16 protein-coding genes and 1 other RNA gene are annotated in these 20,274 nt (G+C 57.9%); 4 read left to right on the top strand and 13 right to left on the bottom strand.

The window, feature by feature from the left end:
* Positions 1-23: 23 nt before the first annotated feature.
* The 5 genes from AC1DHT_RS16890 to AC1DHT_RS16870 form a co-directional block, all read right to left on the bottom strand.
* Positions 24-317 (bottom strand): hypothetical protein, encoded by a 294-nt coding sequence (locus AC1DHT_RS16890; protein ID WP_122552632.1) that lies wholly within the window; start codon positions 315-317, stop codon positions 24-26.
* On the bottom strand, positions 314-1,294 hold the full coding sequence (locus AC1DHT_RS16885) for an integrase domain-containing protein (protein ID WP_442114568.1): 981 nt from the start codon (positions 1,292-1,294) through the stop codon (positions 314-316). Before AC1DHT_RS16885 ends, AC1DHT_RS16890 begins: the two co-directional genes overlap by 4 nt.
* On the bottom strand, positions 1,272-1,631 hold the full coding sequence (locus AC1DHT_RS16880; protein WP_442114551.1) for a hypothetical protein: 360 nt from the start codon (positions 1,629-1,631) through the stop codon (positions 1,272-1,274). The genes AC1DHT_RS16885 and AC1DHT_RS16880 overlap by 23 nt, the downstream gene beginning before the upstream one ends.
* Complete coding sequence (locus AC1DHT_RS16875) at positions 1,615-3,015, bottom strand: YfjI family protein (RefSeq protein WP_442114552.1); 1,401 nt, start codon at positions 3,013-3,015, stop codon at positions 1,615-1,617. The genes AC1DHT_RS16880 and AC1DHT_RS16875 overlap by 17 nt, the downstream gene beginning before the upstream one ends.
* Positions 3,016-4,009: 994 nt before the next feature.
* Positions 4,010-5,284: a tyrosine-type recombinase/integrase gene (locus AC1DHT_RS16870; protein ID WP_442114553.1), complete on the bottom strand. Its 1,275-nt coding sequence runs from the start codon at positions 5,282-5,284 to the stop codon at positions 4,010-4,012.
* A 212-nt stretch (positions 5,285-5,496) separates the two neighbouring features.
* On the opposite strand from AC1DHT_RS16870, the gene AC1DHT_RS16865 reads away from it, so the two are divergent.
* The 4 genes from AC1DHT_RS16865 (at position 5,497) to AC1DHT_RS16850 (ending at position 7,958) form a co-directional block, all read left to right on the top strand.
* On the top strand, positions 5,497-5,748 hold the full coding sequence (locus AC1DHT_RS16865; RefSeq protein WP_442114554.1) for a hypothetical protein: 252 nt from the start codon (positions 5,497-5,499) through the stop codon (positions 5,746-5,748).
* A 752-nt stretch (positions 5,749-6,500) separates the two neighbouring features.
* The gene (locus tag AC1DHT_RS16860) at positions 6,501-6,803 is read left to right on the top strand and encodes a hypothetical protein (RefSeq protein WP_442114555.1); all 303 of its coding nucleotides are present in this window, start codon (positions 6,501-6,503) and stop codon (positions 6,801-6,803) included.
* Between the two features lie 232 nt (positions 6,804-7,035).
* Positions 7,036-7,695: a hypothetical protein gene (locus tag AC1DHT_RS16855; RefSeq protein ID WP_442114556.1), complete on the top strand. Its 660-nt coding sequence runs from the start codon at positions 7,036-7,038 to the stop codon at positions 7,693-7,695.
* A complete protein-coding gene (locus AC1DHT_RS16850) occupies positions 7,692-7,958 on the top strand; it encodes a hypothetical protein (protein WP_442114557.1) in 267 nt (88 codons plus the stop codon). The genes AC1DHT_RS16855 and AC1DHT_RS16850 overlap by 4 nt, the downstream gene beginning before the upstream one ends.
* A 492-nt stretch (positions 7,959-8,450) precedes the next feature.
* Here the strand turns inward: AC1DHT_RS16850 and AC1DHT_RS16845 are convergent, their stop codons facing one another.
* The 8 genes from AC1DHT_RS16845 to AC1DHT_RS16810 all read right to left on the bottom strand — a co-directional run bounded on the left by AC1DHT_RS16845 (position 8,451) and on the right by AC1DHT_RS16810 (position 20,164).
* Entirely contained in the window at positions 8,451-10,928 is a 2,478-nt protein-coding gene (locus AC1DHT_RS16845; RefSeq protein ID WP_442114558.1) for an exo-alpha-sialidase, read from the bottom strand.
* Positions 10,929-12,040: 1,112 nt separating this feature from the next.
* Positions 12,041-13,297: an integrase domain-containing protein gene (locus AC1DHT_RS16840; RefSeq protein WP_442114559.1), complete on the bottom strand. Its 1,257-nt coding sequence runs from the start codon at positions 13,295-13,297 to the stop codon at positions 12,041-12,043.
* Positions 13,298-13,483: 186 nt separating this feature from the next.
* Positions 13,484-13,877: a transfer-messenger RNA gene (gene ssrA / locus AC1DHT_RS16835) on the bottom strand.
* A gap of 93 nt (positions 13,878-13,970) precedes the next feature.
* The gene (locus AC1DHT_RS16830) at positions 13,971-14,246 is read right to left on the bottom strand and encodes a hypothetical protein (RefSeq protein ID WP_054594084.1); all 276 of its coding nucleotides are present in this window, start codon (positions 14,244-14,246) and stop codon (positions 13,971-13,973) included.
* A 164-nt stretch (positions 14,247-14,410) separates the two neighbouring features.
* Positions 14,411-17,221, bottom strand: a complete 2,811-nt coding sequence (locus AC1DHT_RS16825) for an FAD-binding and (Fe-S)-binding domain-containing protein (protein ID WP_477761406.1) — start codon at positions 17,219-17,221, stop codon at positions 14,411-14,413.
* Positions 17,218-17,889: a LutC/YkgG family protein gene (locus AC1DHT_RS16820; RefSeq protein WP_427541841.1), complete on the bottom strand. Its 672-nt coding sequence runs from the start codon at positions 17,887-17,889 to the stop codon at positions 17,218-17,220. The genes AC1DHT_RS16825 and AC1DHT_RS16820 overlap by 4 nt, the downstream gene beginning before the upstream one ends.
* Positions 17,889-19,343 carry a LutB/LldF family L-lactate oxidation iron-sulfur protein gene (locus AC1DHT_RS16815; protein ID WP_427533266.1) on the bottom strand — a complete coding sequence of 485 codons (1,455 nt, stop codon included), beginning with the start codon at positions 19,341-19,343 and terminating at the stop codon, positions 17,889-17,891. The genes AC1DHT_RS16820 and AC1DHT_RS16815 overlap by 1 nt, the downstream gene beginning before the upstream one ends.
* Entirely contained in the window at positions 19,340-20,164 is an 825-nt protein-coding gene (locus tag AC1DHT_RS16810; protein WP_477761405.1) for a (Fe-S)-binding protein, read from the bottom strand. The genes AC1DHT_RS16815 and AC1DHT_RS16810 overlap by 4 nt, the downstream gene beginning before the upstream one ends.
* Between the last annotated feature and the right edge of the window lie 110 nt (positions 20,165-20,274).

Raw genomic sequence — 20,274 nt, 5'->3', positions numbered from 1 at the left:
GACAAGTGTGCGTGGAAGGCTGCCTACTCACGATTCGAGCGATCCATCAGCAATTGCCGGCCGTTCCCTAATCGCTTCCAGATCAGCAGAGCGGTGAGTCGATAGTAATACCGGGTGGCGCCGGAATGGTCTTTCAGGTGCTGAGTGAGAAACCAGCGCACATGCTTGAGCTGCCAGGTCCAGGGATTGTCTCGCTGCCATCGCTGTTGAATGGCCGCTTGCATGATTCGGGCTTGCCGTAGGTGTCGTTGCTGCGTGACCTGCGAGCCGGTCAGTACGCCGCTCAGGAACAGCGCTATATCGAATGGTTTGGTCACTCTCGACCTCCAATGTAGGCCGAAACCACATCGATCCGGTTATGCCCGAGCTCTAGGCTGATTTGTTGGCGCGCCTGTTGATCAAGGTCGCGGTCAATGCGATAGCAGTGGCCACCATTGACTGGTGCGGCGTGCCCCGTGAGCTGTTCGTAGCGCTCGCAGGCGTAGGCTGCTCGCAGTTCATGGAAACCCTTCAGCCCTTGTTCATGCAGCGTTTCTCGGGCGGGGAGCACGGTCTGTTGCAGGAACACGGCGTAGCTTTCGTCTCGGGCCAACAAGTTGCGGCTGCCGGTTGGCGATGCCTTACGAGCCAACTGCAGCGCTGCTTTTACCTCTTCATTGACCGCGATCCATCGCGGCGCTGATGCCCCCGAACGGCCGCCCTTGGTGCCGTCCTGGATGTTGATGCGGGCTAAGTGTTCGGCTTCGCGGTGCAAGCGTGGCAGGTCAGCCAGGATCGCTTCGCGCAGGCGCATACCGGTTGCTCGGGCCAGCAGGACAATCGCGGCCACCCGCTCGCGTTGCTGTTCGCCAAGCGCCTCGAGTACTCGCCGCACTTGTTGGTGGTCTTGGCCATCCGGCGCGCGGGTGCGTACGGTCGAGCGCTGCTGTCCTAACGCCTGACTCGGGCTGGCGATCCTCACGTCTTGATCACCGCGCAGCGCAGCGAGGGTGCGGTTGACGCTGCTCAGGCGGTTCTGCGCGGTCGCGATGCAGAGTTCACCTTGCTGGATCTGCTGGCGCAGATACGCGGCGTAGTCTTGCAGCATCTGTCTATCGATCTGGCGCGCATCGTTGTAACCGGGGCCGTCCTCGGACCGACACCAGCGCACGAACGCTCGCCAGCGATCGCTATGCGCTTTGACCGTGGCGAAGTGGCCGCCGGCAAACAAATCCTTTAGCGCTTGTGAGCCGGCATAGCTCAGCTGGCGGCCATAGCCAAAGTTGCGACCATCACGCCGACCGACCAGAGCCATCATCTTCACCGTTTTCGTTTGTTTGCAGAAAGAGCAGCAGGGCTTTCCAGTGGGGGCTGAGCCTGTCCACCTGCTGCCAGTGTGTCGGGCGGACCAGTAGGGCGTTCTCCTGATGTTGCAGCAGTGCCCCTTCCTCACGCAGTTGCTTGATCAGCCGGGCTATGTGGGCAGGGGTTAGTGGTGGTGTGGCGACAGCGGCGACAGTGGCGACAACCCGTGTCGTTGCTGGCCTGGCGCGTGGCGACAGGGTGGCGACAGCGGTGGCGACACGCCGCAATTCTGGCTGTGGTTGATGTTGCGCTTGGTAGCGGCGCACCGCGTCATTGAGGCGAAACATGGCGGACCTCGAAAGTTTTTCCATCGCGGCTGCTCAGCCAGCGATGGGTGATCAGCACGACCAATAAAGAGGCCGTATGGTCAGCGCTCTTGCGGGCAAAACGAGGGCCGTTGCGATTGACGTCGCGAATGGTGAAGTGAGTCCAGCCTTTCTGCACCAGCCAGCGCAGCAGTCGATCCGCCTCTTCGCATCGGCTATTGACCGGCGCCTGTTCGGTCAGGCGCTGGATCTCGGCCAGGTAGTAATCCATCAACGTGGAGGCGCGCTGGATGTGTGCTTCGTCCAACACACTGGCCTCTTCAACCATGGCCAGCACGCCCGCGATGCGCAGTACATTCGCCGCGGCCTTGCCCGCGACAAGCTGGACGCCGGCCAGCTCGCCGAACTCGCCAGACTGGCACTCGATGGTGTCGTGAATATCTATCCAGGCACGACGGGCACGGGGAGTCAGCTCCAGCGTGGCGGGATTGAGTGATCCATCCTGGTGAAGCGACCAGGGCTGTTGCAGCAGGGCGGTGATCCGCTGTTGGTAGCGTTGGACTCTGGCATCCCGGGTCAGGTCGATTGCCTTGTAGAGTCGCTGGCCGGCCAGGCGCTCGGGCCAACTGATCAGGCAACGGCCCAGGATGCCTTGACCATTGATCACCGGGTCTTTAAACAGCTGGTTGGCCAGGTAGGGCTGCAGCATCAGATGCAGGCTGAGGCGACGGTCATAGGCACGCAGGCTTTCTCCAGCCATGGAGCGCGCCCGGTCGATCGGGCTGCCGTCCCACAATGTCGACAAGGTGGTGATCGCCTTGAGCAGATTCTCTTTGCTCATGGTGCTGCTGCCCAAGAACTGGCCACCTTCATCATTGAACAAACCCATGCTGGGCAAGCCATGGCATAAGCTTTTGACCAGGGCCTCAATGGTCGGTTCGGCAATGATCAGTCTCGGCGGTACCGGCTCGGATAGCTCACCGCCTTCCGCCTCCGCGTGTTTCTTTGAGGTTTTGGGTTTGGTCATGATGTTGATGGCGGCGCGATAGGCTTTGAGCTTTTCCGCATACCGGGTCCACTGCTGGCGTTCCCACTCGCGCGCGGCCTTCAGGGCCAGGTGATCCACCGCGCTTTTGCGATCACCCGAGGACGCCACTGTCAGTAGGTAGAGAGACAACGGATAGGTTCGGCCGTCGAGTTGGACATTGGCATGACCCTGGCTCACCAGGGCAGTAGTAGCCAGCACCGATTGTGCAGCCATGGCGCAGGGCACGCCGATCACCTCGGCCAGTCGTTCGACCGCAGGGCCCAACAGTTCCCCGAGTGCTTCGACCGGGTAGGGCAGTGGCGCCTGCTGGTATTCCAGCAAGGGTTGTGGTGGCTCGAACGCTTCGCACAGTTGCATCGCTATTCTCCTGAGATTGTCGACTTCGTCCTCACTCATCCCGCCACGGTTGTTGAGTGTTACCAGGGATCAAGGCCCCTGCGACCTGTGAGGTTTGTCCACTTACGCGGGACTGACGGCTCCTTACGACCGGGAGCTTGGGCATCTCATGATCTGGCCTCCTGAACACCTCCGAAGAAGTGGGCGGGTGGAGGCTGCACTGGCTGACGAGACCAATGCCGCGAGATCCTGAGTCAGGTGAAGGCAGTGATGTGATGACCGGGGCATGCCTGACTGTCAGTCAGGTGCAGTCCATTTCATGGGCTGCGGCACCATCATCGGCATCGCTGTGGTGAGTGAGCATTCGGTGTTTGTCACGCCGATTGTCACGAGGGGGAAAGCCGCAAAGGCCCGTGCGAGCAGGGCTGCAGCAGTGTGATATGCGCCCGTCTCTTTAGGGGGCAAAGAGACGGGCAACAGGTTGGCGCAAGAAATGGCCAAGCGGATAAGTTGCTGCAGAGCAGCCAGGAGAAGGCCTGAGTTGCCGCAGTGGGCATTCTGGAAGAGTGGGCATCCATCACATCGCTGTGACCGTGCGAGCCGCCGGACGCTAATCGCACTTGGGGAGACCACCACGATGTGGCGTAGCCTCAAAGGTTCTGGCTACCTGGGTGCTGTCGAGGACAGCGCTGGTACGGTTCAGGTTTAGCGCTCGTTCTGCTCGCGGTCAACAGTATTTCTGGGGCGGCTGTTGCGCCAATCGGTAGCGCTGGAAGACCTTGGAGTTCGGTGGTTTTCCATGGCCGGGTGGTCGTTCGTCGGTTTTTAATGTGAGCCCATGGGGGCGGGAATGCGGAGCCTTCCCGCCCCCATGGGCTTGGCCGAAAAGGTCCCAAGAGCGAGGCTTGCAACGGCGACAGTCGCCACCTCTGTCGCCATGCTGCAGGCCACGGATTACTTGGGTTGTCGCGGGTGTCGCCGCTGTCGCCGCTGTCGCCAGGGGGGAGTTGCGCCCTTAGCGAATGGCAACTCGGTTTAGTGGCATGACATTGCATTCGCCTCGTCTCCACGCATCCAGCATGTCTGCCCACTGCTGCATCATGTTTGTGCGATCCGCCATGTACTCGGCTTGGTTGTATGTGCGCCGTACCGCATTGGGTTCAGCATGGGCGAGTTGCCGCTCGATCCAATCACCGGGATAACCCATCTCGTTGAGGCGGGTGCTCCCGGTGGTTCTGGTGGCATGGGGGCTGTACTTGCCGCTCCAGCCCAAGGACTTGAGCATCTGTCGAAATGACGCTGCGACCATAGGCTTCGTACGCTCATCTCGATGGGGGAACAGGTGCTCATACTTGCCGGTAACGGTGTGCAGACCGCGCAGCATGTCCACTGCTTGGGCTGGGAGGGGGACATTGTGCTCCTTGCGCTTCTTCATGCGCTCAGCAGGAATCCTCCAGCGGGCAGCATCCAGGTCGAACTCATCCCAACGTGCCTCGACTGCTTCATTCGGACGACAGAGCGTGAACCACATCAGGCGGAACGCGATGGCGGTTTCGTGACGTCCGCAATGACCTTCTACGTCACGCAAGAGTTGGCCGATTTCATCCACCGTAAGCGGGCGCTTGTGTTGGGTTTTGTTGGCCGGAAGGGCTCTGCGGACTGGATAGACCGGGTCGGTATCAGCTCGTAGCGTCGAAACCGCGAGTTCAAAGATGCCAGACATACTACGCTTGGCCGCTGCCGCAACCGTCAGGCCATTCTTCTTCGCTGAGGTGGTAAGTACATCAAGGATGTGTGCGGGGGTGATGCTTTTGATCGGCCACAGACCGATCTTGGGGAAAACTACACGCTCGAGCATTTCCAGTCGTCTGACCTTGGTGATCTCTTCCCAGTCTTTCAGTGCAAGCCATTCCTTTGCAACAGTCTCAAAGGTGGTGGCGTTGTCCTGCTGCTGTTTGATGCGAGTGAGTTGCCGATGTCGGGCGGGATTGATGCCTTGCTTCACCAGGTCTCGGGCTTTGACGCGTTCGTCGCGTGCTTCTGCCAGGGTAAAGCGTCGACCTTTGCGCCGGGCCAAGGCGTCTTCATCACTTTCGCCACGGGGCGGAATTGCATAGTCGCCAACAGCAAAGGTGTTTTCTTTGGCGGTGTCCCCAGTGCGTATCGCAAAGCGGTAGCGCCACGCTTTGGTACCGTTGGGTTTGACCTCAAGATACAAGCCCTTTCCATCGGTGAGCTTGTAGGGCTTGTCCTTGGGCTTTGCGGTGCGGCATTGGGTATCGGTGAGCATGGTCTGATCTCCGGGTTCCCGCCATACCCGGTTTTCAAAACCGGCTTAGGGGCGTCGTACCCGGAATATTAGCCAACCAACGCTCGGATCTCAATGGATGAGGGTGGTGGTGCTTAAACGCAAAACCCCCGTATCATCTAATGATTACGGGGGTTTTGAGGTCCATCAAGCTCCGTGGAGTTCCACGGGGGCCGTCAGGCAGAGAATCAGATATGAAAGGCGTCAAAACGTGGTTTTTTTTCGGTTCACTATCGGTAGCAACAGCCACGTTTCCGGTGCATGGTAATGGCTTCGACTGGTCCACTGGACAAGGCCTTATCGATACATGCACCGCGATCAGCATTCCCCACGACAAGGCTAGCGACGAGGACGCCGCGAAGGTGATGCTTTGCGTCACGCAGTTCAAGATCTGGCGTGATTCCTGGAACTTTGCTGACGCGTATAACGAGAGCACTTTCATCTGAAATATCATGAAGCGATCGAGCACTTGCGATCACTCATGACTGAATACCATGCCCGTCCCTCCGCAACAGAATCTGCTAGCAACATAGGGTCCACCGATTTCGGCTGAGCCTTAACGAAGAAAATTCAAGTCCCCGGCCACCAGCCCGCCAAAAGCTTTTGCACACTTGTGTGCCGGTGTTCATCTACGCTCTGATAATTTATCGGAGTGGAGAGCGACAATGGCTCTACTTGAGGCTCATAAAAGGTCCGCCCTGCTTACCGGCCCCCCTTGGATCGAGGCGTGCTTGAATAGCAGCCGCTTGAGTCGAAAAGGCGAGCATACATTTCCCGGTGCGCTGCAAGCACAAGGTGTTCTATAACTGCCCCGTCAGTGTGGACGGCTGCCTCTTTAATCGACTCGCGGATGCCCTAGGCCAGCCGCGGTTTGGCGGTGATATTGGTGCCGATCAGTACCAGCTTGCAGACCTCGAATCTGTCCTTGCTTTTGTAGAAGTAGAATGGCGGCTTTTGGCTGATTTTTGCCGTTGCGGCGGTGTACTTCGAACAGGTTCATTCAGCAAGAGGATGTCAGCGCTGAGATAGATGAAGGCGGACAAGTGAGACTGGTGGGCTACCTACCTACGATTCGAGCGTTAGATCAGCATTTCTCGGTCATTCCCTAATCGCTTCCAGACCAGCAGAGCTGAATTGGATATTCTGGAGGTCAAACGCAGAAGTATATTCTGAATCCAGCTAAGGATTACATTACGCCATGAATTTGAGCACTGATAAATTTAATGTCGTGTATCAAGAGTTGCGATCCTTGGAATCAGCTCTTCTTACTGAGTCCGAAAAGAGAAGGCGGGGTGAGCCATCTTTAGGAAGAGGTGAGCAGCTCGATGTAATGCTTAAACAAATTCGGATTATGAAGGAGCAAGTGGAAAATAAAACGCTGCCACCTCCTGGCTCACGTGTTCGTGGGATGGCGTCAATTGTTGTGGATTCATGGCCATTGAATAGCAAGATTGGTGAGCGTGTTGTTTCAGTTGAGCAGGCTTTTTTAAAACTGCCGTAACACACCGCCCAGCAAGCTGGGCGGTGTGTTTTGTGACTTTGTTTTAGCTGTCCGCCATCAATTAATGCAATGCCTCGGCGGGATTGAGGATCTGAATTGCGAAAGGGATGCAGTGTCAGCAAATCCTTGGCGCTGGTAGGTACGTCACCGAAAATTGATTTCCGCGACGTAACCTCGCCATGGCGGCGGAGAGCGACCTAACCTAGCGATTCGCAATCCGCTGCTGACTTCATTGCAGTGGCAACACTCTCAGCCATTTCCACCAACACATCAACAATGCGCGCATGCTCCCAAAACCATCAAGCTGATCCGCGAATTCGATAAGCAAACCCCGATTGCCATCCTGCTCAACGACATCACCAGTCGCACCCAGGACACCACGGATCTCGCGCTGCGCGAAGCGTTTGCCGAAGTGTTCGATTTGGCTGAGCAGACCGGCACCGAGCTCCTTGTCATGCCTCGAATCGAACGCTATGGCCGGAGTCGGCGCATCGGTCTGACTCAGTGGGAGATCTCCGAAGAGCGCGAAGCGATCGCTGATCGCCTGCGCAGCATCATCATCGAGGCCGAGCAGGCTGGTGACCTCGACCGCGCCAAGCTCAATACCCGCCTGATGCGTGCCGTGACCGGCTCGAAAACCGTGCGTGAAATGATCAATGTGGTGTTCAAGCGCCTCGATCAGATCCTCGGTCAACGCGATCGCCTGCGCATGATGGTCGTTTCGACCAAGGGCGGGGTCGGCAAATCGTTTACCTCACAGCAGCTGATCGCGCCGTACCTGCTCTATTCGCTGGGTGCGCGCGTAGCGGCTGCGGAGAAAGCCAGGCAGAACACCTGGCCGAGGAAAAGCGTATCGCTACGGCTAAAGTTGCCGGACTACAGAAGCGCATGATTGCCATGCAGACTCAGGTCAGTACTGAGCGTGATGCGCTGCAGGAACGTTTCCAGCGGCTGCTGGCGGACAAAGACAAGGATCCCGCCGTTGCCGAAATGCTGCGCCGGTATCCAGCACCGTACAAGCCGCTCCAAGGAATTGATCCCGTCGCGTTCGAGGCATTCATTGATCTCGATCGCGAAAGCTGGATCGCTACCGGGACAAGCCCGAAGCTCGATGAGCACTACCAGGCTGAATGGGCGAAAGTCCAGATGTGCTGAATACCTGCGCTACGTCAATGAGGCACTGGAGCTGAAAGCTCCCGTGTCCCCGGCGCAACCGGCTGCTTCTCGCTCTGTGCCGGCTGTGCCTGTGGCGCCGGATCCGGTCATTCGGCTGGAAACGCCAGCGCCAGCGCCTTCGCCGGCGACGAAACCGCGCACGGCGCCGACTGGCGTGCCTGGCAAGATCCAGGGCATGGACTGGTAGTCTGGCCGGCTCGCGCCTAAAGGATCCCGGCGTCGGCCGGGTTCTTTGTGCCCGCTGCGCGGGCCGAGCCCAGAAGGGAAAACGGTGGGCGCCGGGGCGGGACATGTCCCTGCACACCAGCGAACATTGTCACGGGGAATGGAGGCTTTGAAGGATTGCTGTAAATTCGGCGACAGAAACGAAAAAACCCAAGGTCCGGTTTTTTATCGAAAAAGCTTTGCTTCTGCCTCAGGAAGTAGGGTTGTCCCCACTGGCGACCTTTAGCCTTCGAGGTAATTTGGCTACTATTTCGCCTTCTCGATTGCAATCTTATTTTGAGGACCGAAAGAATATTTCAGGGCCCGTTCTTTCATGGTGCGAGGGTCCGGCAAACCTACAGTCTCCGGGTTCGCGAAGCCGGTGCTGCTCTGCCCGAGCATGGGATTGATCGCATCAAACAGGAAACTGAAACCTTGTTTGAGCGAGCTCTGGGCGATGCCGTGACATCCCATACAGCCGCCCATGGTCAGGCTGCTGTGGTCATAATCCGGCACCATGATGTTGGTTTGGTTGCGCGCATTGGTCAGGGTGTTGTTATTCGGAATGGGGAATACGTTGCTCCCGCGAAACAGCTGAATCCCCGGCTGGCTGCTTTCGACCACGATATTGGCCAGGTAATAATCCGGGTCGGTTTGAGTACTCGACGGGATAGCCTGCACCCCTTTAAGCCGATAGTGCTTCCAGACCGAATTGTTGAATTCGCTACTGCCGTCCATCAGCTGCTTGACCTGATTGTTCACCGCTGCGACTTCGGAATAAATGGTCAGCGGTTGCACCACACGGATCGGGCCGGCCTGCCCCTCAGGAATCCCGTTACTGCCGGAGTAGACGGGCGGACTAAGGTTCGAATTGGCGACTGGACCCGCCTTTGGCAAGGAAGCCACATAGGTTTTGTTGCCGTCAGAGAAGGTGGCCGTTGGGGGATTGTTTTTATCGAAACCGGGATAGTCAATCGTGTCGTAGTTGGCAACGTAGTAAAGACCCGTCGGCGACTTGCCATCGGGCAGCATCAGGGCATCCTCTTGCTCGAACGTGGCGAATATGAAGGTCGGGTAATTGGGCGTCTTATGGATGATATGCAGGGCTACCAACGCGTAGTCTTCATTGTGCGCCACCGGCGCATTGTCTTTGCCCTGATAGGTCACCACCGTCGCCGTATGGTAGCGCCCGCGATTCTGAACCGGAATGTCTGCCAGCTTGCGCCACGCAGCCTTGACCTCCACTGCGCCGTCGGGCAGCACTATATGATCTGGGAAGCTGCTCAAGCCTTTCGCATACTCGTAGACGACGGGGTTCGCCTTGGCTTCGAACAGGATCTGACTGTCGTTAGAAGGCGCATAGTTACTCCCTGCTTTTGCCGCTTGCGGAGGGTTGACCGGAAAAAATATCGCGTTCTGGCCTATCTGGGTCGCCTCGTCCAGATTGTTGTAATAGGCATAACTGGCCCCTGGCGCCAAAGGCACACCGCTGAGAAACTTGAAATAGGTGTATTGCGGTTCAGAAGTGAATGGACGCGTAGGACCGCCAGCGGGGTTTGGCGCTACCGCCGGAAACAACTCGCTGCGATGGGCGAAGGTTTGCCACAACAAGGGATTGGGCGATTGCGGCACCTTGCCCGAATCGGCAAAGCTGCTGCCGGGATTGCCGACGCCACGGTTAGCCGGCAACGGGGTCTTGGCCGTATTGTTCAGTGCGAAAAAACTTCGCCAGGCGAACGTTGCATAGTCGGTATGGCTAAGACCCGTTGCCAGGTCCGCAGGCAGTTGTGGGTTGTTTGCTGTCAGATCGCTCGTGGTAATGGCATAGGAAACGCCCAGTCCCGGCGCGCCCGTCAAATCCCCGGGGAACGTCTTGGAAAAATAGGGGCTCCAGTTGACTCCGTCGGTTGAAGCAAACGTATTAGTGCCACTGCTGATAAAAATGCGGTTGCCGATCATTGTTGCACGGCTCAGGAGAAGCTCATTGGCGATTCCCGACAGCGTTTGCTCATCGCCCCATTGAGCACTGCGGTCGTAAGCACGCACGGCCAAATGGCCAACATCATAAGAGTAGTAAAGCAACAGCTCACCGTTATAAACCACCGGCACTATGCTCAGGACCCTGTAAGCGTTTGCCTTGAACCCGAGATTTGGCTGGCTCCACTGAAGACCATCGTCCGAGGTCACGTAGTAAACAGTGTCGTCGTCCTCCTCGCAGTAGAAGACAAACAATTGTCCGTTGTACACCACAGGACTGTTATAGGCGGCATCACTGGAGGCCGTGACAGGGCTAGCGTTGGACCAAGTAATGCCATCTTCGGAACTGATGCTATTTATTTGAGCCTGGTCGGTAAAGGTCAGTATCAGCTTTTGCTTGAACACCGTTACTGAAACATTACCCAAGATATTGGCGACGGGGATGGACTGTGGAGGAGACCAATTATTTCCCTCCGCCGAAGTGGAAAAATAGATATGAGCGGTATCACTATCGCTGACCCAGAACATATACATCTTGCCTTTGAACGATTGCACTGCGGGTGTAAACAACCCAACCGAAGTGGATGGCACACTGCTGGTTGCAGACGGTTTTCCATTGATGGCATCAGGACTGTCGAATACGTCCACTTCGATCCCCATACCTCTTTGGGGAGTGGCAATGATCACATTTTCCGCATAAGCCGATGAGACCGCGAATAAACCACACAGACACAACATCAGTCGACTGAGTACCGTTCTAAGGCTCATAGGTTTCACTCCTTTGAATTAATAGTTACCACAGGCCGTGGATACGTCCTGACAGGCATAGTTGTTTTATTGCTCAAGTGCGAGCCGCACTGGATGATGTGGAAGTCATTGACTGCATTGCGATAGACATATTGTTAGCCTCCCAGCTAATGAAGCACTTACATCCTGTGTGAAGAGCGACCCAGTGTTGCAGGCACAGGGCTACCAGTCGCATTTTCCATGGTAGACGACGGTTTAATATCAGCTAGGAAAATTCTGAAAAAGATATCAACCCATGGTTGGGCCTGCACAGCGAGGGAATGCCTGCCAAGCGGCAGGCAGGAGGACGGCCAATGAACTTTCCACCCAGCACTCGCCTCAACCCATTACCAGCCCAACAAGGAATATGAGGCTTTGCCATGAAAACCCTGCTGAAACTCACCCTCGCCGCCGCCCTCACTTGCGCCCTGCCCGCCTGGGCCTGCACCCCCGAGGAAGCCACTGCCAAGCGGGAGTCGGAGTGAGTCTTTCGAACGACGGCTTATGACCGGATTGCTGTCTGTCATGAATGGTGGCTGTCGACCGATTCTGTTGAAAAAGTCGGCCTTAGTTTCCATGGCCGAAAAGTACGCGTCTGAGATTGAAATCTTGAATCGTCGCAGAGGCATTCGGACTCAGATTTTACGTATCAGCGTGCTGAAAAGGCGCTTTCACCAATCAGTCTTCTGGTAGTTTGAGAATACCGACTTTTTCAACAGAATCGGCCGGTTGCAGTCCTTCAGTGCTTGGCTGACGCACTCGCGCTGAGTGGCACCCGCTGACACCCATCAACTGCAAACGGCTGGTCAGCGCGAATGCAAATGACTGGTCAGTGGCAATACAATTAGGTGGTCAAGTGAGATGCAATTACGCAGAGCCCATGCGAGTGGGAATGCGGAGCCTTCCCGCTCGCGTGGGCTTGGCCGAGAAAGCCCCAAGAGCGAGGCCTGCAGCATGGCGACAGTCGCCACTTCTGTCGCCATGCTGCAGGCCAGGTATTACACGGGTTGTCGCCGGTGTCGCCGCTGTCGCCAAATCAACCATCACTCCATCTGGGGAGTCATCCTCGGTTACCTGCGGCGTCCGGTGAGCGCTCACCGTATAGGCACGACGTTGTGGTCTCTGGTTTGATTGATCGCAGATGCCGACAGGTTGCCAGTGGCCGCTTTTTGGATGTGCTCACTCCACCAAGCCATCATCGGACGCCGGCGTTCGATGTAGTCCGCTCGGTTGTAGGCACTTCGGACTTCGTCTTTGTCGACATGCGCCAGCGCGACTTCGATCAGCTCCGGATCCCAGCCATGCTCGTTCAGGATGGTGCTGGCCATGGAGCGCATGCCGTGGCTGACCAAGCGGTCCTGGAAGCCCATGCGTTTCAATGCCATGTTGGCGGTCTGGCTGTTGGCGTGGGTGCGCGGATTTCTATCTGCCGGGAACACGTATTCCCTGTGGCCGCTGAGGGGCTTGAGCGCCTCCAGTAACGCGAGTGCCTGTTCGGTCAGCGGGATGGGGTGGGGACGACGCTTTTTCATACGCTCCGGCGGGATGGTCCAGATACGTTTGTCAAAGTCGATGTCTACCCATCGGGTGGTAGCCGCCTCGGCAGGACGGGTCATCGTGTGCAGTTGCCATTCGATCAGACAGCGAGTGATCCGCTTGATGCTGGCGTTCGCGATTTCGATCATGAGCTCGGAAAGCTCATCGGGTCGTAGCGCGGCCATGTTCTCTTTCTTGGGCTTCTTGAATACCGCTCGAATACCACTGAGGGGGTTAGCGAAAATCAGCCCGGAGTTTACCCCGTAGGTCATGATCTCGTTGAGCCGTTGGCTCAGTCGCTTCACTGTCTCGAGACTGCCTTTGGCTTCGATGGGACGAAGGAGCTTGATGACCATCGGGGCGCTGATCTGCGAGAGAGGCGTTGTTTTCATGTCTGGAAAAACATGCAGCGTGAGCGAGCGCCAAATGTCTTCGGCATATGCTGGCGTCACGGAGTCCTTCTTTAGCTCGAACCAGGCGGTGGCCACCTTCTCGAAGGTGTGCTCGGTCTCAGCGAGTTTGGCTTGCCTTACCTCATCGCGTTGAGCTTTGGGATCAATGCCCAGAGCGAGCAACTCACGCGCTTCTGCGGCTTTCTTCCGGGCGTTGGCTAACGAGAGGTCGGGGTATGGACCGAGTGCCATATTGATACGGCTTCTGGTCAACGGTTCGCGGTAATTGAAATTCCACATCATCGAGCCGCTGGCGCGTACTCGAAGCTGTAGGCCGTCGCCGTCGCTAAGGACGAAGTCTTTACCAGTTGCCTTGACCGCCTTGAGCTGGCGATCGGAGAGACGGGTTGCTTGAGTAGGCATGGGAGCTACCTCGGGCACCGTTTTGGTATCCTAAAAATAGCACCGGGTAGCCCGGGATACCACCTGGGATACCAAACTGTCTGGAACTCCAAAAACCTCGTTGGCCCCCAGTAGCCCTTAAACCCTTGATTTAACTGGATTTCAGGCACAAAAAAAGACGTCCATGGACGTCTTTAGATGATGAAGTGGTGGAGCCGGGGGGATTTGAACCCCCGTCCGCCAGTACTCCGCTGTCGGTACTACATGCGTAGCCGTGTCTATTAAGTTAACCCTCAGCGACCCGACGGGCAGGGTGCTTTGGGCGAGTTGTGTAAGTTTTAGCCGCTTCGTCCACAACGTACTGCACGGCGATTCTGTTCTATATGACAATCACTTTGGGTTTACAGACATCCCCTGATGATTGCTGGACCCGAAGGTACCAGGAGGGAAGGGCTAAGGCTGCTTACGCAGCGAGAGCGTATTCCCCGTAGGTTTCGTCATTGGCAACTATAGGAAGTTGCAACAGTGGATTTACGAGTTCTGTTACCAACTCGGCATGCACCTAAAGTTTCGCAACCGGCGTCGAATCCTAAACGGCCCCGAACCTGCTGTGTGTAACCAGCAGGTGAGCACAGTGTACGCCAATGCGTGGTGCGAGTCGACTTTCTGTCCACGCTTGCGCATCAGAGGCGGATTACTGGCTGTTCTTGTGGCTTTGAACGGATTGCAGCGCCTGCTGCGTCAGGGCTACGCATTCCCGGTCGTTTTTCGCGTCATAGGCGGATTTGGCTTGCTGGAGTTTGCTCGTGGCGTCGCTTTGTGTGGCGGCATCCAGCTTGGTCGCATTGGCCAGTTCGCTGGTGAGTGTTTGAAGATTCCTTGCGCACATATCGCTCTCGTTTGAGGCAAAGGCGTGGGCGGTTGTCAGTGTCGCGCAGATAAGCAGTCCGGCCAGAGCGGATCGCTTCATGGGGTTTCTCCTTGAACAGCGTCGGGAAGCAAGGGGTTTGGGCTTAACAGATAGACTGTGGCGGCGCACAAGGGTTCTTGTGATGCGAGAAAAATAGCGTTGTATCTCGTCGGCAGGAGAGTACAGCAAAGGGGCGGAGCGCCCCTTGCTGGATAGCGTCGATTTCAAGCCGTTTTGGCTTGGGTCACCCGGTCCACCAGGTAAACCAGCCCGTGGTAGTCGATCCCGCCATGCTGGCTCAGGCCGATTTCACAGGTGCGACTGGTGGAGATGCCTTCGCTGCAATGCTGCACGGCGTCTTTCAATGTGCGCAGTGAGTGAGCGTTCAGTTCAGGCGTGGTAAACCCCTTGTCGCCGGCAAACCCGCAGCAGTGAATGCCTTCCGGAATCACCACGTTTTTGCTGCAACGTCGCGCCAGATCGATCAACGCCTGGCTCTCGCCGAGGTGCTGAGTGCTGCAGGTCACGTGCACTGCAATCGGTGCTTCTTGGGGCGTGAAGTCCAGTCGGTCGATCAAATGCGTGCGAATGAAGCGCACCGGGTCGTACAGGTCCAGGCGCACATCGCCAAGGTCTTGCACCAGGCGCAAGGTGCAGGGGCTGGTGTCGCAATAGATCGGGTCGAGCCCGCCGCGGCTGGCGTGCAGCAGCGCACCGATCAGCTCCTGGCGTTTGTGCTCGGCTTGTTCGGCATAGCCTTTGGAGGCGAACGGTTGACCGCAGCAGAGGTTGTCTTGATTGTCCGGCAAAACTACCTGGTAGCCGGCTTTTTCCAGCAGGCCACGGGTTTTGTCGTAGAGCGACATTTGCTCCTTGTCTCCCGCCGCCGGGCCCATGACCCTCGACACGCACGCCGCCAGATAGACCACGCGCGGGCGCTCGTCGGTCACCGTCGGGCTGAAGCGAATCGCTCGTTCCGGTTGCGGCATGGCGTTGGTCCACTGCGGGATTTGCCCTTTGGACAGCTTGGTCAGCGCGGTAGAAATCTTCGTCAATCGTGGCGCGCCCAGCAGCATCCGCGCACCGTTGGCCACGTGCAGCGTGAAGCGTGCACCTTGCAGCGCAGTGGCGAAATTTCCTTCCAGCCAGTTGGCGGTTTTGGTCCGGGTTGCCGTGCGGCTACGGAGTTTTTTCACCAGTTCGCCGGTGTTGATTCCGACCGGGCAGCGTTGCGCGCACAGTCCGGTGGCGGCGCAGGTGTCGAGGCCTTGATATTGATAAGCCTCTTCCAGTTCCGAGGTGTCGATGCCTGCGCGTTTTTTTGCCTGAATGTCGCGCCAGATCACGATGCGCTGGCGCGGACTCAAGGTCAGGCCTTTTGACGGGCAGACCGGTTCGCAGAAACCGCACTCGATGYACTTATCCACAATCTCGTCAGCGGCCGGCAGCGGTTTCAGGTGCTTGAGGTGGATCTGCGGATCTTCGCTGAGCACCACGTCCGGGTTAAGAATGCCGTTCGGGTCGAGCAGGCGCTTGAGCTGCCACATCAACTGATAGGCATCGCTGCCCCATTCCAGTTCGACGAAGGGCGCCATGTTGCGCCCGGTGCCATGTTCAGCTTTCAGCGAGCCGCCAAACTCGACGGCGACCAGTTGCGCCACGTCGTCCATGAACGCCTGATAGCGTGCGACTTCTTCCGCGCTGTTGAAGCCTTGGGTGAAGACGAAGTGCAGATTGCCTTCCAATGCATGACCGAAAAGGATCGCTTCGTCGTAGTGATGTTTGTCGAACAGCTCGATCAAACGGTTCACACCTGCCGCCAGTTGCTCCACCGGGAAGGTCACGTCTTCGATGATCACCGTGGTGCCGGTTTTGCGCACCGCACCGACGGCAGGGAAGGTGTCTTTGCGGATCGCCCACAGCTTGGCGTTTTCTGCCGGGTCTTGCGTGAAGTCGACCTGTTTCTCCACCGGGAACGCGACCAGTGAATTCATGATCTGCGCCAGTTGTTCGTGCAACAACGCAGTTGATGCAGCGCGTGATTCAATCAGCAAGGCGCAGGCGTTGGCCGATAGTTGTTGGACGAAGGCCGGCATTCCGGGTTTGTCCTGCACCGAGCGCAGGCTGCGGCGGTCGAGCAGTTCCACGGCCGACACCGGTTGGCTTTTCAGCACGGTCACGGCATTGCAGCAGGTTTCGACATCCGGGAAGACGATCAGCGCCGAGGCTTTGTTCGGATGGTCGATCACCGTGTCGTAGGTCACCGCGCTGATAAACCCCAGCGTGCCTTCGGAGCCCACCAGCAAGTGGCTCAAGATATCCACAGGCTCGTCGAAATCCACCAGGGCATTGAGCGACAGGCCGGTGGTATTTTTCAGACGGTATTTGTGGCGAATCCTTGTGGCCAATTCGCTATTGGCGCGGGTCTCGCGGCCGAGTGTCGCCAGACGTTCCAGCAACTCAGCATGACTGTTGCGAAAAGCCGCGACACTGGCGGCGTCCTCGGTGTCGAGGCGGCTGCCATCGGCCAGTACCAGGCGAATGCCGGCCAGTGTGTGGTAGGTATTTTGCGCAGTGCCGCAGCACATGCCGCTGGCGTTGTTGGCGACGATGCCGCCGATTTTGCAGGCATTGATTGACGCCGGATCGGGGCCGATCTTGCGGCCAAACGGTGCCAGCCAGGCGTTCGCCTGTGCGCCGATCACACCCGGTTGCAGGCGGATCTGTGTGCCCTGACGGCGGATCTCGCGACCGTTCCAGTTGTCGCCAAGGACGATCAGCACCGAGTCGCTGATAGCCTGACCGGAGAGACTGGTACCAGCGGCGCGGAAGGTCACCGGGACCCGGTCACGCTGGGCCAGTTTCAGCAGGGCAACCACTTCGTCTTCAGACTCGACGCGGATCACCAGTTTCGGGATCAGCCGATAGAAGCTCGCGTCGGTGCCGAAGGCCAGGGTCGACAGCGGATCGTCGAAACGCCGGTCCTGTGGAATCAGTTGCTGCGCATCACGCAGGAAAGCCGCCGGTAGACTCATTGGTCCTCCAGGATCAGCACCACCAGGTCTTTCGGGCCGTGGGCGCCGTAAGCCAGGACTTGCTCGATGTCGGCGGTTTTCGACGGGCCGGAGACCAGCAAGGCGTTGGTCGGCATGCCTTGGGCCCACTTGAACTCTTGCTGGACCTGATAGAAGTTGTCGCGAATTTCACTGGCCTTGAGCAGGGCGAAATGCACTGGCGGTACCAGGCTCATCAGCCGTGGTTCTTCGCGGGTCGGCCAGATGATCAGGCTGCCGGTGGCGGCGATCGCGCCGAGGGTGGTGGTCAGGCTGGCCGGGGTGTCGTTGAACAGCTCGGCTTTCCATTCTTCTACCGGACGGTCGTAGGCTTTCAGTGTGGGCAGGTCAGGGGTATTCGCCCAATGCTGCGTGACACGTTGACCGTGCGGCGTAGTTGGCGCGATCAGCAGGCTCGGCAATTGACGATCGCGCAGCAATTGCGCGAGCAACTCCGGCCAGCCTTGCTCGCTGGTCAGATGGATTTCGGTGTGCACCGCTTCCATCAGTTTGCGCAGTTGTGGGATGCGTTGCTCTGGCGTGTAAGTGTAAGGCTCGGTCACCAGTGCTTCGTCGAAGTTGTCAGGCACAGGCGTGGTGCCGGTCAGACTATTGCGCAGTTTGGCGAGGATATTTTGCTTGGCGCTCATCAACGGTCTCCCTGTTTGGCCAGATGCTCGCGGGCCATGTCATGCAGTGAGCGAGCGGCGGGTTTCGGTGCGCTGTGGTTTTGTGTCCACGGGCCAATGTTGTTTGGCGTGAGGGCGCGCAGGCGAGTGGCGAAGAAACCAAACAGCCGATACAGCGTCGGTGAGCTATTGAGCTTGGCCCAGGCGTTCCAGATGAAGCGTTCTTTGCGCGAGTACTTGCTGCCTTGGCCGCGCATCACTTGATGAGGGCTGTCTGGAGCTTTGACGTTTTCTTCGCGTAGGCGGCGCAGCAATGCCGGGATCGGAATTTTTACCGGGCAGACTTCACCGCAGGCACCGCACAGCGACGAGGCGCTCGGGTGGTCCGGGACTTTCGCCAGGCCAACCATGTGCGGCGTGATGATCTTGCCGATCGGGCCTGGGTAAACCTCGCCATAGGCATGGCCACCGATGCGCGTGTAGACCGGGCAATGGTTCATGCAGGCGCCGCAGCGGATGCAGTTCAGGGTCTGGCGTAGTTCGCTGTCGGCAAAGGCCTGGCTGCGCCCGTTGTCGAGCAAAACCAGGTGCACTTCTTGCGGGCCGTCGAGTTCATGCTCCTTGCGCGGGCCGGAGATCATGTTGACGTAAGTGGTGATTGGCTGACCGAGGGCCGAGCGAGTCAGCAATGAGAGTAGCGGCACAACGTCGCGCAGGTTTTCGACGACTTTCTCGATTCCGGTGACCGCGATGTGTACCGGCGGCACGGTAGTCGACATGCGGCCGTTGCCTTCGTTTTCCACCAGCAGCAGGGTGCCGGTTTCGGCCACGGCGAAGTTGACACCGGAGACGCCGATGTCCGCTTCGAAGAATTTCTGCCGCAAGACCTTGCGACCGATCTGAATAAGTTGGTCAACGTCCTTGGTGTATTCCACGCCAAGTTTGTCGTGGAACAAGGACGCGACCTGACCGGCATTCTTGTGGATCGCCGGCATAATAATGTGTGAAGGCTTCTCGTGGTCGAGCTGGACGATGAACTCGCCCATGTCCGACTCAAGGCATTCAACGCCTTGTTCAGCGAGGACATGGTTCATCTCCATCTCTTCGCTGACCATCGATTTGCCCTTGATCACTTGCCGCGCCTCGTGAGCACGGATGATCGACAAGACGATGCCATTGGCCTCGTCCACCGTTTCCGCCCAGTGCACTGTCACACCGTTGCGGGTCAGGTTCTGTTCCAGTTGCTCGAGCAGGTCGGGCAACTTGGATAACGCGCGGGCACGAATAGCATTGCCCAGGGCGCGTAAGTGTTCTCGCTCGAAGGCATCGCTGAAGGACGCTGCCCGTTTTGCCATCAGTGAATCCATTGCACTGCGAAAGTTGTTTCGCAGTTGCTTGTCACCCAACGCCTCGTGAGCCCGGGTGCGAAAATCTTCCTCAACCGCCACCGTTGGAATCAGCGTGGAAGTGCTCATTTTGCACCTCCGGTACGCTGCCAGAGGAAGCTCGCCAGATGCTGGCCGCGTAACGCTTCGTTCTGCTTTTCCAGCGAGCCGTTGATGTTCATCAAGCAGCCGCAGTCGGCACTCAGCACCGTGTGTGCGCCGGACTCCTTCAGGGCTTTGGTCTTGTCAGCGACCATCGCTCCGGAAATGTCTGGCATTCGGACGCTGAATGTCCCACCAAAGCCACAGCATTCACTTTCGTGATCGTGGTCGACCCGCTTCACGTTGCTCAGATGCGACAACAACTCGCGACCATGCAAGTGGGTGTTCATCTCCCGCCGTGCCGAGCACGAGGTGTGCAGTGCCACTTTGACCGGTTCGCCGCTGTCCTTGAGCTGCACCTTGCAGACAAACAGCAGAAACTCGGCCAGCTCATAGGTCCGTGCCGCCAGGGCCTGAACCTGTTTCAAGGTGTCCGGCTCGTCCTTGAACAAGTCGGCGTAATGTTCGCGCAGCATGCCTGCGCAGGAGCCCGAAGGCACCACCACTGGATAATCCCCGGCAAACAGCGCCAGTTGTGAGCGCGCTACGGTCCGGGCCTGTTCGGTGTAACCCGAGGTGTAGGCCGGTTGTCCGCAGCAGCTTTGCCCTTGCGGGTACTCCACGCGAATACCTTCGCGTTCCAGCAGGTGAATCGCGTCCATCCCGGCTTCGGGATAAAACAGGTCGACCACACACGTGCCGAACAGGTAGACCTGCGGCGGTTTCTTGCTGGGGTACTGGCGCGGTTCAGGCAGTGGCGGGGCGACACGGGTCGCGTTCGGCACAGCGTTGTAAAAAAGCTCGCTCATCAGGCGTGTCTCCGGGTGGGCCCGGTTATCCGTCCGCTGAGGCTGCTGACTATAAAGCGGGAAGCTTTCAGCAGCCTTGCAGACCGGGTGGTGAGTCGCTGACGCCAGGG

The sequence above is a fragment of the Pseudomonas sp. 05N432 genome, from assembly GCF_056396945.1.
Note: the sequence above shows the minus strand (reverse complement) of the source record. Positions and strands in the feature narration are given on the sequence as shown.